The organism is Citrobacter sp. A316 (assembly GCF_002042945.1).
Classification (GTDB): Bacteria; Pseudomonadota; Gammaproteobacteria; order Enterobacterales; family Enterobacteriaceae; genus Citrobacter; species Citrobacter portucalensis.
Genome location: NZ_MVFZ01000009.1, coordinates 40,071 through 53,822, shown reverse-complemented (window position 1 = coordinate 53,822; position 13,752 = coordinate 40,071). Strand labels below are relative to the sequence as shown.

The 13,752-nt window shown below is 55.0% G+C and carries 11 protein-coding genes; 1 reads left to right on the top strand and 10 read right to left on the bottom strand.

What is annotated here, in order from left to right:
- Nucleotides 1-74: 74 nt before the first annotated feature.
- The 8 genes from copA to BZK41_RS12535 all read right to left on the bottom strand — a co-directional run bounded on the left by copA (nt 75) and on the right by BZK41_RS12535 (nt 10,206).
- A complete protein-coding gene (copA, locus tag BZK41_RS12570; RefSeq protein WP_079938348.1) occupies nt 75-2,576 on the bottom strand; it encodes a copper-exporting P-type ATPase CopA in 2,502 nt (833 codons plus the stop codon).
- Nucleotides 2,577-2,937: 361 nt separating this feature from the next.
- Nucleotides 2,938-3,708, bottom strand: a complete 771-nt coding sequence (locus BZK41_RS12565; protein ID WP_079938347.1) for a heme ABC transporter ATP-binding protein — start codon at nt 3,706-3,708, stop codon at nt 2,938-2,940.
- Nucleotides 3,705-4,697, bottom strand: a complete 993-nt coding sequence (locus tag BZK41_RS12560; RefSeq protein ID WP_079938346.1) for an iron ABC transporter permease — start codon at nt 4,695-4,697, stop codon at nt 3,705-3,707. Before BZK41_RS12560 ends, BZK41_RS12565 begins: the two co-directional genes overlap by 4 nt.
- 51 nt (nt 4,698-4,748) lie before the next feature.
- Complete coding sequence (chuY, locus tag BZK41_RS12555; protein ID WP_079938345.1) at nt 4,749-5,372, bottom strand: anaerobilin reductase; 624 nt, start codon at nt 5,370-5,372, stop codon at nt 4,749-4,751.
- Nucleotides 5,372-5,866, bottom strand: a complete 495-nt coding sequence (gene hutX / locus BZK41_RS12550) for a heme utilization cystosolic carrier protein HutX (RefSeq protein WP_079938344.1) — start codon at nt 5,864-5,866, stop codon at nt 5,372-5,374. The genes chuY and hutX overlap by 1 nt, the downstream gene beginning before the upstream one ends.
- A gap of 12 nt (nt 5,867-5,878) precedes the next feature.
- The gene (gene hutW / locus BZK41_RS12545) at nt 5,879-7,216 is read right to left on the bottom strand and encodes a heme anaerobic degradation radical SAM methyltransferase ChuW/HutW (RefSeq protein ID WP_079938343.1); all 1,338 of its coding nucleotides are present in this window, start codon (nt 7,214-7,216) and stop codon (nt 5,879-5,881) included.
- An 18-nt stretch (nt 7,217-7,234) separates the two neighbouring features.
- Nucleotides 7,235-8,059: an ABC transporter substrate-binding protein gene (locus BZK41_RS12540; protein WP_079938342.1), complete on the bottom strand. Its 825-nt coding sequence runs from the start codon at nt 8,057-8,059 to the stop codon at nt 7,235-7,237.
- A gap of 2 nt (nt 8,060-8,061) precedes the next feature.
- Nucleotides 8,062-10,206: a TonB-dependent receptor gene (locus BZK41_RS12535; RefSeq protein WP_079938341.1), complete on the bottom strand. Its 2,145-nt coding sequence runs from the start codon at nt 10,204-10,206 to the stop codon at nt 8,062-8,064.
- A 290-nt stretch (nt 10,207-10,496) separates the two neighbouring features.
- Here BZK41_RS12535 and cueR point away from each other — a divergent pair, with 290 nt between their 5' ends.
- Nucleotides 10,497-10,907: a Cu(I)-responsive transcriptional regulator gene (gene cueR, locus BZK41_RS12530; RefSeq protein WP_079938421.1), complete on the top strand. Its 411-nt coding sequence runs from the start codon at nt 10,497-10,499 to the stop codon at nt 10,905-10,907.
- Here the strand turns inward: cueR and BZK41_RS12525 are convergent.
- Both BZK41_RS12525 and BZK41_RS12520 read right to left on the bottom strand, forming a co-directional pair.
- On the bottom strand, nt 10,904-11,620 hold the full coding sequence (locus BZK41_RS12525) for a DUF3142 domain-containing protein (protein ID WP_079938340.1): 717 nt from the start codon (nt 11,618-11,620) through the stop codon (nt 10,904-10,906). The two genes, cueR and BZK41_RS12525, sit on opposite strands and share 4 nt — an antisense overlap.
- On the bottom strand, nt 11,590-13,734 hold the full coding sequence (locus tag BZK41_RS12520) for a hypothetical protein (RefSeq protein WP_079938339.1): 2,145 nt from the start codon (nt 13,732-13,734) through the stop codon (nt 11,590-11,592). The genes BZK41_RS12525 and BZK41_RS12520 overlap by 31 nt, the downstream gene beginning before the upstream one ends.
- Nucleotides 13,735-13,752: the final 18 nt, after the last annotated feature.

Genomic DNA, 13,752 nt, shown 5'->3' with positions numbered 1-13,752 from the left:
AATCGTCTTATCCAGCCTACAATGTTACCTGCAATTTGTAGGCCGGATAAGCGTGAGCGCCATGCGGCAGAGGGTTATTCTTTCGGTTTGAAGCGCAGCAGTCGGTTAGCGTTGCTCACCACAGTAATGGAGGAGAGCGCCATCGCCGCCCCTGCAACGACCGGATTCAGCAGTGTTCCGGTGAACGGCCACAGGATCCCAGCGGCAACGGGGATACCGATGCTGTTATAAATAAACGCGCCGACCAGGTTCTGCTTCATATTACGCAGCGTTGCCCGGGAGATAGACAGCGCATCCGCAACGCCCATCAGGCTATGACGCATCAGTGTAATCGCGGCGGTTTCAATCGCCACATCGCTGCCGCCACCCATGGCAATTCCGACATCGGCCTGAGCCAGCGCAGGTGCATCGTTGATACCGTCACCCACCATGGCAACCTGACGCCCCTGGCTTTGCAGACGTTTAATCGCCTCGGCTTTACCATCCGGCAGAACACCGGCAATCACCTCATCAATACCGGCTTCTTTGGCAATAGCGTTAGCCGTGGTTGGGTTGTCACCGGTAAGCATCACCAGACGATACCCGTTGCGGTGCAGGCGCTGAAGTGCTGCCACGCTGTCGCTACGCAGTGGATCACGCACCGCTAACAGCGCCGCCGCTTTGCCATCAATCGCCAACAGGACCGGGGTTGACCCCTGGGATGCCTGAGCGGTGATTTCAGCTTCCATTTCAGTGGTATCTACCTGCTGTTCATTGAGCAGCGCCTGGTTGCCCAGCAGCAGCGAATGACCCTCTGTTTCGCCACTGACGCCTAAACCACGCAGCGTACGGAAACCATTGACCTGTGGCAGCGTAACATCACCGGCTTTGTCCAGTATCGCTCTGGCCAGCGGGTGGCTGGATCCCTGTTCAAGGGCTGCTGCCAGACGAATTGCCAGCGCTTCATCGGTGTTGCCAAACGTTTTGATGGCGACAACCTGCGGTTTACCTTCTGTCAATGTCCCGGTCTTATCAAACACGACGGTATCGAGCGTGCTGGCGCGCTGCAGCGCATCGGCATCACGTACCAGAACCCCAAACTCAGCGGCACGACCCACACCGGAAATAATCGACATTGGCGTTGCCAGGCCCAGCGCACAAGGGCAGGCAATAATCAGTACGGTGGTGGCTATCACCAGCGTATAAACAATTTGTGGTGCCGGCCCGAAGAAATACCAGATTGCCGCACTCACCAGCGCAATGACGACGACGACCGGAACGAACACTGAGGAGATACGGTCAGCCAGTTTACCAATCTCCGGTTTACTGCTTTGCGCCTGGCGCACCATACGAATAATGCGTGACAGCGTGGTGTGGCTGCCAACGGCGCTGGCGCGGAACAGCACGCTACCGTCCTGTACGACTGTACCGGCGTGGACGCTATCGCCTTCGCCTTTTTGTTGCGGAATAGGCTCTCCGGTCAGCATGGCTTCATCCAGCCAGGCTTCGCCCTGAGTGATTTCGCCATCTACCGGAACGCGGTCACCAGTGGTCAGGCGCAGCAACATTCCCGCCTGAACGTCTGCCAGCGGCACGTTCTTTTCACCTTCGTCGGTGACAACACGCGCGGTCGGCGGCGTCAGATCGAGTAATTTTTCCAGTGCTTTGGACGAGCGCTGACGAGCCCGCGCTTCCAGCATGTGCCCGAGGTTAATCAGACCGATAATCATCGCACTGGCTTCATAATAGAGGTGTCTTGCTTCCATCGGGAACCATTGCGGCCAGAGGTTGACGCTCATGGAATAAAGCCATGCCACCCCCGTACCCAGTGCCACCAGTGTATCCATGGTCGCGGTGCCGTTCATCAGGCTTTTCCACGCATTGCGGTAAAAATGACCGCCCGCGAAAACCATCACGGCAAGCGTTGCCAGACCAATCGTCAGCCACAGGCTGCGGTTGTCGGCAGTGACCATCATGTTTTCACCAATCATTCCCCATACCATGACAGGGATACCTAACAGCAGCGCGACGGCCGCCTGCCAGCGAAAACGTTTCATGGTTGCCACGGCGGTTTCTTGCTGACGCTCGCGGCGCTTAACATCATCTTCAATAGCTTCTGCGCCGTAGCCCGCTTTCTCCACCGCTTTCACTAATTGGTCGGCGGACGCACTGCCCATTACCAGCGCAGTTCGTTCCGCCAGGTTTACCCGTGCCTGCGTGACACCCGGTACGCTTTGCAGAGCATCTTGTACGCGGATAACACAGCTGGCGCAGCTCATGCCGTTTAACAGCAACTGTTGGCTGTCATCATCAGCCGTAGCTGCCGGAAGCTCGGAAGGGACCGCTGCCAGTGCTTCCGACGGGATTGATGACTCCGTCAGCGGTTTAGCCTTTGGGTGGCTTAACTCCGCGCCGTAACCGGCTTGTTTGATGGTTTCAATCAGCGCTTCAGCACTGGCGCTCCCGGTGATGTGCGCTTCAGTCACAGTGACATCCGCTTGCTCAACGTCCGGACGTTGTTCCAGACTTTCTTTAACGCGTTTTACGCAGTGACCACAGGACAAGCCGTCCAGGGTTAGATCGATTGTTTGAGACATAACCAACTCCTTTATTGCAGGATTAACTGACTGTGATAAAGGTTAAACCTTCCATCTAGGGGAAGGTCAAGCATTTAGATCGCTGATTGAGAATCGATTTTTAAATCAGCGTTCACACTTCGAAAAAGTGTCCACAAAACAAAGATAAAGCCTTGCAAAACCTGCAGGGCTTTTTTTGTTCCATCAGTTTACTAATTTTAGATAAAGGAATTATAAATGTTTGTTTTATAACTATATGAAAATATAGGATAAAAATATAAAAATAAAGGGTGGAAATATGAAGCAAGACTTTTACTAACAGCAACGTGCATTATCGCTCTTGTGTTTCCCCTCAGCCTTGCTGAGGGGAGTACACGTACTGTTATTGATTGAGAACAATAAGCGGCGTTCGATGCTCCGGTTCATTTATCACCGTGAGATCGGCACCGTACAGTGCATTTAGTGACGATTGCTGCAGAACATCCTGCGGACGACCGTTATCAACTATCCTGCCGCGTTCCATCAATACCACGCGGTCAGCATAGCGCGCCGCAAGGTTAAGATCGTGCAGGACGCAGCAGACGCTGAACTGTCGTTCACCTACCAGACGACGCAGCAGACGAAAAAGATGCTGTTGGTGGTGAATATCCAGGGCGGAGGTGGGTTCATCGAGAAACAGCCATTTTGGCCTGGGTTCGGGCTCCCAAAGCTGAACCAGCAGGCGCGCCAGCTGTACCCGCTGTTGTTCTCCTCCCGACAGATGTCGGTAATCGCGCGTGGCCAGCGCCTGACAGTCACACAATGTCATGATGTGCTCCGTTTCATCGCCCGTGTTGCGCGTACGATACGGATGCCTGCCCATGCGGATGACCTCCTGCACGCTAAACGGGAAGGCCATATGACTGTTCTGGCGCATCACGGCGCGGGTTTTTGCCAGCTCGGTGATTGACCACTCGTTCAGCGGCTTGCCAAACAAGCTACAACGCCCGCTGTGGGGCTGCAGATAGCCCGTAAGCTGGCGAAGCAGCGTCGATTTTCCGGCCCCATTCGGACCAAGAATCGCGATGATTTCTCCATCAGGTAGCGTCAGAGAAACGTCATCGGTCAGTCGTCTGCCCTGAATGTGGTAGACCAGATTTTCAGCGACGATCATGACATCCTCCGGCTACGCAGTATTAACCACAGGAAATACGGTCCACCGATCAGGCTGGTTAACAGGCCAACGGGCATTTCGGCAGGCTGAACAAGTGTGCGGGCCAGCGTGTCGGCAATCAGCAGTAAACAGGCGCCGGCCAGCGTAGAGCAGGGAATCAACCAGCGATGATCGGCGCCGGTAGTCATTCTGATCAGATGCGGGATCACCAGGCCAATAAAGCCAATCACGCCGCTGACGGAAACGGCAGCACCGACAAGGAGCGAGCTGAGCAACAGTAGCTGCTGGCGCTTACGTTTGACGTTTACGCCGAGGTAATGCGCCTCTTCATCACCCAATTGCAGCAAATTAAGCGTTCCCGCCATACAGATGGTGACAGCAATGGCTGGAAGAATAAACGTGCTGGCAACCAGCAGCGTTGGCCACTGGGCCTGGCCGAGATTCCCCATCATCCACAGCGTAAGTTGACGTAGCTGTTGTTCGTCGCCCACATAGCTCAGCACGCCAATAGCCGAACCGCACAGGGCATTGATAGCGATACCGGCTAACAGCAGTTGCATCATTCCGCCGTGGTTATGACGCTGGCTTATCAGAAAAATAATCGTGCAGACCACCATGCTGCCCGCGACGGCAAAAATCATCTGCTCATACAACACCAGCACTACGGGGAATGAAAAGGGGATAACTATCGCGATGCCGACCATCAGCGCGGAGCCGCTGCTGACGCCAAGCAGGCCAGGATCGGCCATTGGATTGCGAAAAAGCCCCTGCATAATGACCCCTGCCGTAGCCAGCGCAGCACCGACCAAAACGGCCAGCAGCACGCGGGGCAGGCGGATGTTCAACCAGATATCACGGTATTCGTCGTTGAACAGGGCGCTGAAGCTAATGTTCAACGCCCCCTGGCTGGCACCGAACAGCATCAGAGCGACCAGCAAGAGAGAAAGGCCCGTCAGAATGCTGACGGAAGAAAGCGAGTCCTTAAGCACGCAACGCTCCATAACGTCTTTGCGGCGCGAAATTTCCGCGCCGCGAGGGGTTTACGCGGGTTTCAGTCCCGGCTCAACTAAACTGTAAATCTGGTTATTGAGTGCCGGCGCCGTGGCCAGTTCGTGAATGTGCCTGGCAACATCTGCGCGCATCACAAAGCCATGACACTCCTCGGCCTGTATTCGTTGCGCCAGGCCTGTGGCTTCACCGTTCAGCAAACCGCCGGGGCGGAGAATGGCGTAGTCCAGTTGACTGGTTTGTAGCCAGCTTTCAGCCAACGATTTTTCCCGTACGGCCTGGCCAAATGCAGCCCTGGCGCGTGGGGACAAAAAGAGCCAACTGTCGCCACAGCCCAGGGAGGTGACCAGAATCATGCGTTTGATCTCAGCTTTTTCTGCTTCATCAATGACGGTTCTGTGCGCCAGATAATCCTGGGCACCACCCATGGAGGAGATCACCGTGGCATGCTGACCCGCTGCGCGACAGGCGCAGGCGGTGACCTGGCTGTCGCAGGCGTCGCCAATAAAGACCTGCACACCTTTTTCCTGCATCCCGGCAGCGACCTGCGCGTTGCGAACGACGGCAATTACCGGGCGTTGTTCTGCCAGCGCGAGTTCCAGCGTTTTCGCGCCGACGCCGCTACCGCCTGCACCAAAAATGAGCCATGGAGCCATCAGGCATGTTCCTTTAAAGATGAAGACAACGCGTGAAAGGCGCTGACCTGTTCGGCCAGTAGCTGTCGATGCTCATCGCGACCGAGGAAGATTTTGAACATAGCGCTACCCGCCTGGTTGAAGAAGAGAATGGACGCAGTGTCCATTCCCATAAATTTGCGTTCAATCAGAGCAATATGCGTGCAGTTTTCTGCCTTGATATGCCCGGTCATGCCTTTTTTTCCGCGCAGGTTGAAGTAACCGTGGCGGTGGAATCCGGAAGGTAATTCACCGGTGAATTCCAGAATGACATCAGCAGTATGGACCAGGGTGGTGACTTTGCCCCATTCGCAGACGGTTTCCCAGACGGTATCAAATTGACTGCCGGAAACCAGCGTCGGGGAAGGGAGGTTTTTCACCACCTCCAGCAATGTAGTGTTGTACTGGGCTGCGATAGCTTCCAGCGTACCGTCCGGCTCAGTTTTCAAAAAATCCTGTAAAGAGACATGGCTCATAATTCACTCCTTTTATGGTTGCTCTACCGCAATGTGCGGCGCGTTAAGTGCCTGAATCAGTTCATCAAGAGACTGCAAAATATTGCTCGCCCAAAAACGCCCTTCATTGGTCAGGCGTACACAGGTGCTGGCATCTCGCGTCAGTCCTGCGTGATGCCATTGGGTCAGTAGCGGGGCCAGTTTTTGTGCATGAGGCGTCAGTTCATCCAGCGGGACGCGGGCCGTCTCAATACCGGCCTGCAGAGTGTGTCGCCACTGGAAACCACGCTCGGCGGTGCGCATCATCATCATTAGCGGTTTTTTTCCGGCGGCGATAGATTCATGCCATGTATTCAGGTTGCGCTCGACCATCCAGGAATAGCCATTGACTGACCCTCCTGCGCCAGAGCCGAATGCCAGACAGTCTGCACCCTGTTTAATCAGCAGGTTATACAGATTGCGTTCCCGTGTGGTGCGCGCCCAGTGACTGTTGCTGATGCAGCGCCAGCCCGCGCTGTCCATGAAATCGCAGCCCTGAAGGTAGAGATCGCGGCGTTCGGCGGGAGAGGGAACGGTTGTGCGCCCGGTTTCAACCGCTTTGCCAAGCGGTGTATTAGGGATCAGATTCAGCGCATAAAGATCTACGCCATCGAGGCCGATGTCGCGGGCAATCGCCAGATCCTCGCCCCACAGTTTTGCGTCTTGTCCTGGCAGACCAAACAGCAGATCGCACACCACGGCGGCACGATCCCGTTTTACCAGTCCCTGCATAAAGGCCGTCGCAGTCGGGCCGTCCGAAGTACGCGCCATTTTTTTACGGATTCGGCTGTTAAAAGACTGAATACCGATTGAAAATCGATTGGCGCCAGCGTCAAGGCAGGCATCGATTCGCGCATCGTCAAAATTGAGCACTCGCCCCTCAATGGTGATTTCGCAGTCCGGCGCCAGCGGTAGCTTGTCACGTAGCTTGGTGATGATTCTGGCCAGGTCCTGTGCAGACAACGCAGAAGGCGTACCGCCGCCAAAATAGACGGCGTGAATGGGGGCCGACTGATGTAATGCGCTATCAGCTTCCATCTCTATTTCACGCAACAGCGCGTTGGTGTAGCGGGCGCAGTTGTCTTCTTCAAACCGGTTTTGATAAAAACCGCAGAAAGTACAATGTGTTGCACAAAAAGGGATATGCAAGTACAGCAGCCGTTTACGCGGCGGGGTTGGCTGGCTGATGACCTCCTGCCAGGTTTGTGACAATAGCTCTTTGGCAACCGGGATCGCCCCACGCCAGGGCATCGTGGCGCGGCGATCCTTAAATGGCTGACTTCCCTCGAGCGCAAAATGCGCGGTGAGATCCAGCGAGTGTTCAGTTTTCATTCTTCTTAATAAATCCAGTTAGTGAGGCCAGAATTGCTGGTGTAGGGCTTCAACCGCATCGGCGACGCGAGGTCCCATCCCCAGAATCAGCGCCTGGTCTACCGCCACAATGCGCTGGTTTTTCCAGGCCGCAGTATGGGTAATACCGGCAATTGCGCTCAGACGAGCCAGATCGCCATCCACCATTTGCGACGTCACCACGATCACCTCCGGGTTGGCGGCGATCAGTGACTCCGCGCTGTAGCTTTTATACTGCGCATGGGTGGCAACATTTTGTGCGCCTGCGAGGGTCATAATGGCATCGGCAACGCTGCCTTTTCCGGCAACCTGAGGCGCGCTGCCGCCAGCAGAGAGAATGAACATCGCTTTGACCGGCGCGTTTTTCGCCGCCACGCTGTGCTGAACACGCTCCAGACGTTGCTGCAGGCGATTGACTAACGCCTCGCCTTGGTCAGAAATGTGCAGTGTTGTAGCCAGTTCCCGAATGTTGGCGTACATCTGTTCGACGGTGGCCGGTACGCGCGGCAACGTCACGACGTTAACCTTTTGCGCCCGCAGCTGATCCAACACGATTTGGGGGCCTGCATCCTGCCAGGTGATAAAACTGTCCGGATGCAGCGACAAAATGCCCTCGCTGCTTAACTGCTTCCAGTAGCCGATATGCGGGAGTGCGGCAGTTTCGGGCGGATACGAGGTGGTTTCATCAACGCCGACCACCCGGTTGCCGACGCCCATGGCGTATATCAGTTCGCTAAGCGAGCCGCCCGCCACCACCAGGCGGTCGGCGGACTGGGCACTGAAAACGCAGGCGAGGCTCAGTAAGCCAATCATGAGTTTTTTCATCGTCAGAAATTCCACGCAAAGCCAACGGCGGCATTGAAACCAGCGTCTGGGATAGATTCATGTGCGGTTCTGTAACGCTTGTCGGTCAGGTTGTTGAGCGCGAGGTTGACCTGATACTGGTCCTGCGGACCGAACTCGGTGTTGAATGCGAGGTTAAGTGTGGCCCAACCTGGGTAGTTGATTTCCGTGGTGCCGGTATTATCTTTAGCGCTGGACGCCGCGCGGATAAAGACATCGGACGTCACGTTAGCGACATTCATCAACCAGGTATGTTTCAGACCGACGCGCCCGGTCAGCGTGGGTTCGCCGGTATCCCAGGTTTTTAGGGTATTGCCTTCGTACTGACGGCGAATGAGATTACCGCTCAGGTAAGGTGAAACCGCCCAGCCGTTGTATTCTGCGGTGAGTTCCATGCCCCAGGTTTTGGCCCGATCGATGTTATCGTAGTAGTAATAGCCGCCCCGTGAAGAGGTGGTATTACCGCTGCAAACGGGTTGGCCTGAACAGGCCAGGCTGGCGATATAGTCTTTGGCTTCGGAGTAATAAATGGCGCCGTCAATCAGCCACATATTCCCTTTATACCGTGCGCCCAGCTCATAGTTATTCGAGTGTTCCGCCTTCAGGTTTGGGTTGCCGTAGGTCACGCTTCCGCCTGCGGACGTCTGCATAAACAGCTGAGTCAGCGTGGGGAAGACGTAGCCCTGGGCATATGCTGCCCGGAGTTCAAGATCTTTAAAACCGGAATAGCGTAGGCTGGTTGAGGTCACGAGTTCATCATCGTGTACTGAATTTCCTCCGGTGGATTGCCAGGTGCTGCCGCTGCTTTGCAGGGTTTGCGTATCGTTGCGATTGAGCTTCGAAGACAGCCAGTACTGGCGTGCGCCTACGGTCCACGTCCAGTCATCGGCAAAGCGCCAGTCGTTTTGCGCGAACAATGAGGTGTTGCTTTGCTCCGCTTCGTTGTATGACAGGGTACGGGTTTGCGTATCGAAGAAGCCGGTAGCTGCGGTCTGGCGCGTACTGCCGTCCGTGTCCTGTTTGATTTTGTCATGCTGATATTGAGTGCCAATCACCAGCTCGTTGTTAGCGGGAAGGGAGAAATTGCCCTGCAGCGTTACCCCCTGGGTATACTGTTTGTCGTTGGTATTGGTTTGATTGCTTATCGTCAGCGCTTTAATCGCCGGGCTGGGGATTACCTGGGTCGTTTTGACCCGGTTTTCAAATTTGCGCTCTATTGTCTGGGTGTATGCGTCAAGATGGATTTTCTTCAGGTAATCTCCGTCGGCCGCATAGTCGTAGAAAAGACCGATTTTCTCGCGTTCCAGCTTAGGTATTTTGACGCTAAAGTCGTCGAACTGGCCCTCTGGATCGTCAAACCAGGTTTGAGTAGACAGTTTGTAACGATCGAGGGAGAGTCCGATTTTATGGCGATCGAAGTTGTAGCCAAGCCACACGCCCTGGCCGTTATTACGGAAATTGGTGTCGGGCAATCTTCCGTCAGGCGTATCGCGGTCCCCCTGGTCGGAATAGCTGCCATTGATGCGGTAGTCAAAGTTTCCGATGCTGCCCCAGGCCGCTGCTGATTCTTCCCATCCTGCCGTTGCGGAGTTATAAACGGCCTTAACGCTGCCGCCGAGAGGCTTATCGCCGCCTTTTTTGGTAATAAAGTTTACGACGCCGCCAATCGCCTGCGAACCATAGAGGACAGAGTAGGGGCCTTTGACCACCTCAATGCGCTCCAGTGCGGATTCGTCAATCAGCAAACCGGCTCCGTAGTTTTGTCCGGCGCGCTGGTAGCTGACGACCTGGCCGTCGATCAAAATCAGCACCCGCGAAGAGGCTTCGCCACGGATACGAATTTGTTTCCGGCCAGCGAGGGCGTTATCGGTGACTTCGACGCCGGGAATATCTTGTAAATCATCAGCAATAGAAACGCTAGTGGAGTTTTGCAGCGTCTGGCGATCGATAACCTGAATAGTTGCCGGGCTATCCCAGAGACTACTTTCAGAGCGGTTAGCCGTGACGATCACCGTATCATCGTCGGGCGTTGAAGCGTGTGTTGTAGAGGTAGCTGCAGAAGCAGCGCCGGACATGCATAATGTCAGGGCTGAAAGAATAAATGGCCTTTGGTTAATCCGTGGCAACATAAGAGAACCTTTATTGAATGTAAATGATCATCATTATCATTCGCGTTTATATATAAAATTGTTTCCTTTTGTTCAAGACGAAAGGTGCAGAACCAATACACCTTTTGATTTGAGTCAATTTTGTGCGGTCAAGAAATGCAGAAATGTGATCTGAATCGGATATAACAATGTGAATTAAAAGGACTTGTGCATTGCGGTGTTGGTGGGAAATGTGCCGGGTTCTCGGGTAAACGATTACGGCAATCTGGGCTATAATGTGGCTCAGCACCAACAAGCTCCGCGGGGGAAATGTGAATATTAGTGATGTTGCGAAAAAAACCGGTTTAACCAGCAAAGCCATTCGCTTTTATGAAGAGAAAGGACTGGTGACGCCGCCGCTGCGTAGTGACAATGGCTATCGCACTTACAACCAACAGCATCTGAATGAACTGACTCTGCTGCGCCAGGCGCGCCAGGTTGGTTTTAACCTGGAAGAGTGCGGCGAGCTGGTAAACCTGTTTAACGATCCGGCGCGTCACAGCGCGGATGTGAAAAAGCGCACGTTAGAAAAAGTGGCGGACATTGAGCGGCATATCAGAGAATTGCAGGCCATGCGCTTGCATTTGCTGGCGCTGGCAGACAGTTGCCCCGGCGACGATAGCGCCGAATGCCCAATCATTGATAATCTCTCAGGCTGCTGCCATCACAAAGCCAAGGCTTAACGGCGAGAGGGATTGAGCATAAACACCACCGTGCCGCGATACCACGGGGATTTCTCAAGCTGCGCTTCAGCCTGTGGATCACGGTTACCGTTTTGCACCAGTCCCAGCTTAAATGGAATGCGCAGGCGGCTGAGCGCGGGCAGATACGCCTGATAATTCGTCACCGTGTGACGCCCCTGATAGCTTTGCACCACCAGTTCATCGACCGCCAACGCGTTCAGCGTGGCGACATCGCCCGTTTTTGCCCAATCCAGTAGTCCGGTTACGCCTAGCGCAAACTCGGTCGGGAGCTGTTGGCGTAGTTGCTGCAGAAAGCGGGCGTAGTCGGCAAGCTGATGGGTCGCCGCGTCAAAATCAACCTGCAGGCCGATGACGTGATTCCCGGCGGTCTGCCAGCGCTGCATCAACCGTATGATACGCGCCGGGATCTCTTCCGGCACGTCGAGGGTTGTAAAGCGTACGGTCAGCCAGATTGAGGGAAAAGACAGACGACTGACCGGCAAACCGAGACGCTGGAAAACCACGTTACCGGAACGAATCAGTACCTCGCCCTGGTGCAGATAGACCGTTTGCGCATCTTTCAGCTCGTCACTGGCTTTCACCCCAGACCACAGCCAGAATGCTGAGTGTTCACGGGCGGCGACGATATCCGCCGCCTGTGCCTGGCCCAGCAGCAGCGCGGTTACCAGTAGTATTTGAGTTTTTGCGCCCACGGGCTTCCTGGATACTGCGTTTTCAGTTGGGTGAACCAGCCCTTACGCTGCAGTTTATCCACTTCCTCGCCGCCACATTCGTTAGCGCCTGACGGCGCATAACACATGATGGCGCGATACAGCGCGAAGCTCTTATCTTCGACTTCCGCGGTGGGCGAGGTGATTACCTGCTGGTAGTAACTCTGTCTGTCGAACTGGCCGAACGGTTTCTTGCGCGAGATAGCTGATTCAAGCACGTCGTTGCCAGCGCTGTTTTTCCACAGATCAACTTGTGTTTGCGTGGTGCGGAAGAATTCGCCCAGGCAGTTCAGCGCGTGAGCATCATCCGCTTTTTTGCTCAATACCGTTACCGTTTCATTGAGGCTGCGACACGTATAGCCCGCCTGCGCCGTGTCGCCATTCCAGTCGAATATGCTCAGGTTAACGTCAGCAAACGCTTCGCCAATGACCGGAGGCGTAATCGCGCTGGCCAGTTTTCTGTCATTCAGCCAGTCGCTAAAGCGGTTTTCAGTAAGATCCCGCACCAGCAGCGTATGCAGCGCAATGGTACGCTCTTCGTTATTAGGACCGTGGACGGTCTGCTGGCGCAGCAGTTCTGGTGTGGCCTGTGTTTTCAGCACCTGCGAGCGAAAGCGCAGGTTGGTCACAGCGCTATTCGGTGCGAAGATTGCTGCCACGTCGCCGCTATACACCAGCGTGGCGGCCAGTTTGGCCTGTACATATTGCTGCTGTTCGTTATCCTGGCTGAGTTTTAACAACTGCTGCCAGAAATCGCGCGCCTCGGCCCATTTCTTCTGACCCATTAGTGCTTCGCCGTAAAGTACCTGTTCGCTGAAGGCGAGAGTATCGTGAGCGGCAAGCTTCTGCGCTGGCGTAACTGCCTGAATAATCGCGGCGTAGTTGCTCGTCGCCAGCCACAGATTCAGTTGCAGATCGCGCCACAGCGCCAGTTTTTGGCTCTGTTCAAACACCGGTTTGCTGGCATCGAGCTGTGCCTGCGTCAGCGTCGGTTTGCTGTTGTTATCCAGGCGCAACGCGCGTAGCAGTTCGATATAGCTGACTCGCGGCGCGTCGGGGAAGGCCTCAACGACGGACTGGTCGTAGAACGCCATGCCATAGACATTATCGTATTCGATGACATTTTCGCGCAGTTGATGTGCGTCAGCCGACTGCTGAAGCGTCTGCTCATACAACCCGGCTAACTGCGGCCATGACTGTAAATACCAGTTAATCCGGCGCAACATGCTGCGCGCTGAGTCGGCGTAGAGTCCTTGAGGAAAACGCTGCAAATAGGCCTGCGCCAGCGTCTGAGCCTGAGTAGCGTCCTCGCGGTTAATTTTCGCGATATCAAAATCGCCGTACTCGCCTACGCTGTTCTGACTGCTCTTGTTCAACGCCGTGCGCATCAGCATGTATTGCGCGGTCTCTGCCAGCCACGGACGATCGCTTTTGGCAAGCTGAGTGAAATCCCGTTCGGCACTGGCATAATCACCGGCATAGAAACTGGCGGCTGCTGCCAGATAGCTTTTATAGGGCAGAGCAGGAGAATCTGCCGGGAAGGTAGCAAGAGCAGACTCAATTTGCTCGCGGGTTGCTCCGGAAAGCAGTCCCGTACGCGCCTGGGCTAAGGCCTGACGCTGCTCCGCCGTTAACGTGGAATCGGCCAACAGCGCGGCAAAAAACGCGCTGACGCTCTCGGTGTTATTCGAAATATGGCGATTCTCAAGCTCAGCGTCGTTGATGTTTATTTCGTCGGCGCTAATGTTCAGCTCGGCCATCTGTCGGGAGAGAGGGCTGTCTGCGGCGGATGCCGGAGCAGCGGCTGGCTGCGGGGCTGCCTCATCCCACTGCGGGTGATAGGCAAAATAGAAATCACGGGAGCGGGTGATGTCTGCGGGCATTGATTGCACCGGCAGAGCAAATGATTTTTCCTGGCTCAGCAGCCGCAGCAGGTTGTCGCGGCTGTCGTTTTCAGGGTTAAAGGTCGGCGTTCCCTTTAGTAGACAGCTGTCGTCGCTCCATTTGCAGTCTTCCATATCGAACGAAGCGAATGCATGCGGAGCGGCGGTCAGTAATGTGCAAAGGGCAAAGGCAAGGGGTGTCTTCCTGACCATAGTCTTATTTCCTGTCTC

Excerpts from the sequence above, each read along its gene's own strand:
- BZK41_RS12540 (WP_079938342.1), bottom strand. The coding sequence starts at position 8,059 with ATGAAAAAACTCATGATTGGCTTACTGAGCCTCGCCTGCGTTTTCAGT.
- hutW (WP_079938343.1), bottom strand. The coding sequence starts at position 7,216 with ATGAAAACTGAACACTCGCTGGATCTCACCGCGCATTTTGCGCTCGAG.
- BZK41_RS12520 (WP_079938339.1), bottom strand. The coding sequence starts at position 13,734 with ATGGTCAGGAAGACACCCCTTGCCTTTGCCCTTTGCACATTACTGACC.
- BZK41_RS12565 (WP_079938347.1), bottom strand. The coding sequence starts at position 3,708 with ATGATCGTCGCTGAAAATCTGGTCTACCACATTCAGGGCAGACGACTG.
- copA (WP_079938348.1), bottom strand. The coding sequence starts at position 2,576 with ATGTCTCAAACAATCGATCTAACCCTGGACGGCTTGTCCTGTGGTCAC.
- chuY (WP_079938345.1), bottom strand. The coding sequence starts at position 5,372 with ATGGCTCCATGGCTCATTTTTGGTGCAGGCGGTAGCGGCGTCGGCGCG.
- BZK41_RS12535 (WP_079938341.1), bottom strand. The coding sequence starts at position 10,206 with ATGTTGCCACGGATTAACCAAAGGCCATTTATTCTTTCAGCCCTGACA.
- hutX (WP_079938344.1), bottom strand. The coding sequence starts at position 5,866 with ATGAGCCATGTCTCTTTACAGGATTTTTTGAAAACTGAGCCGGACGGT.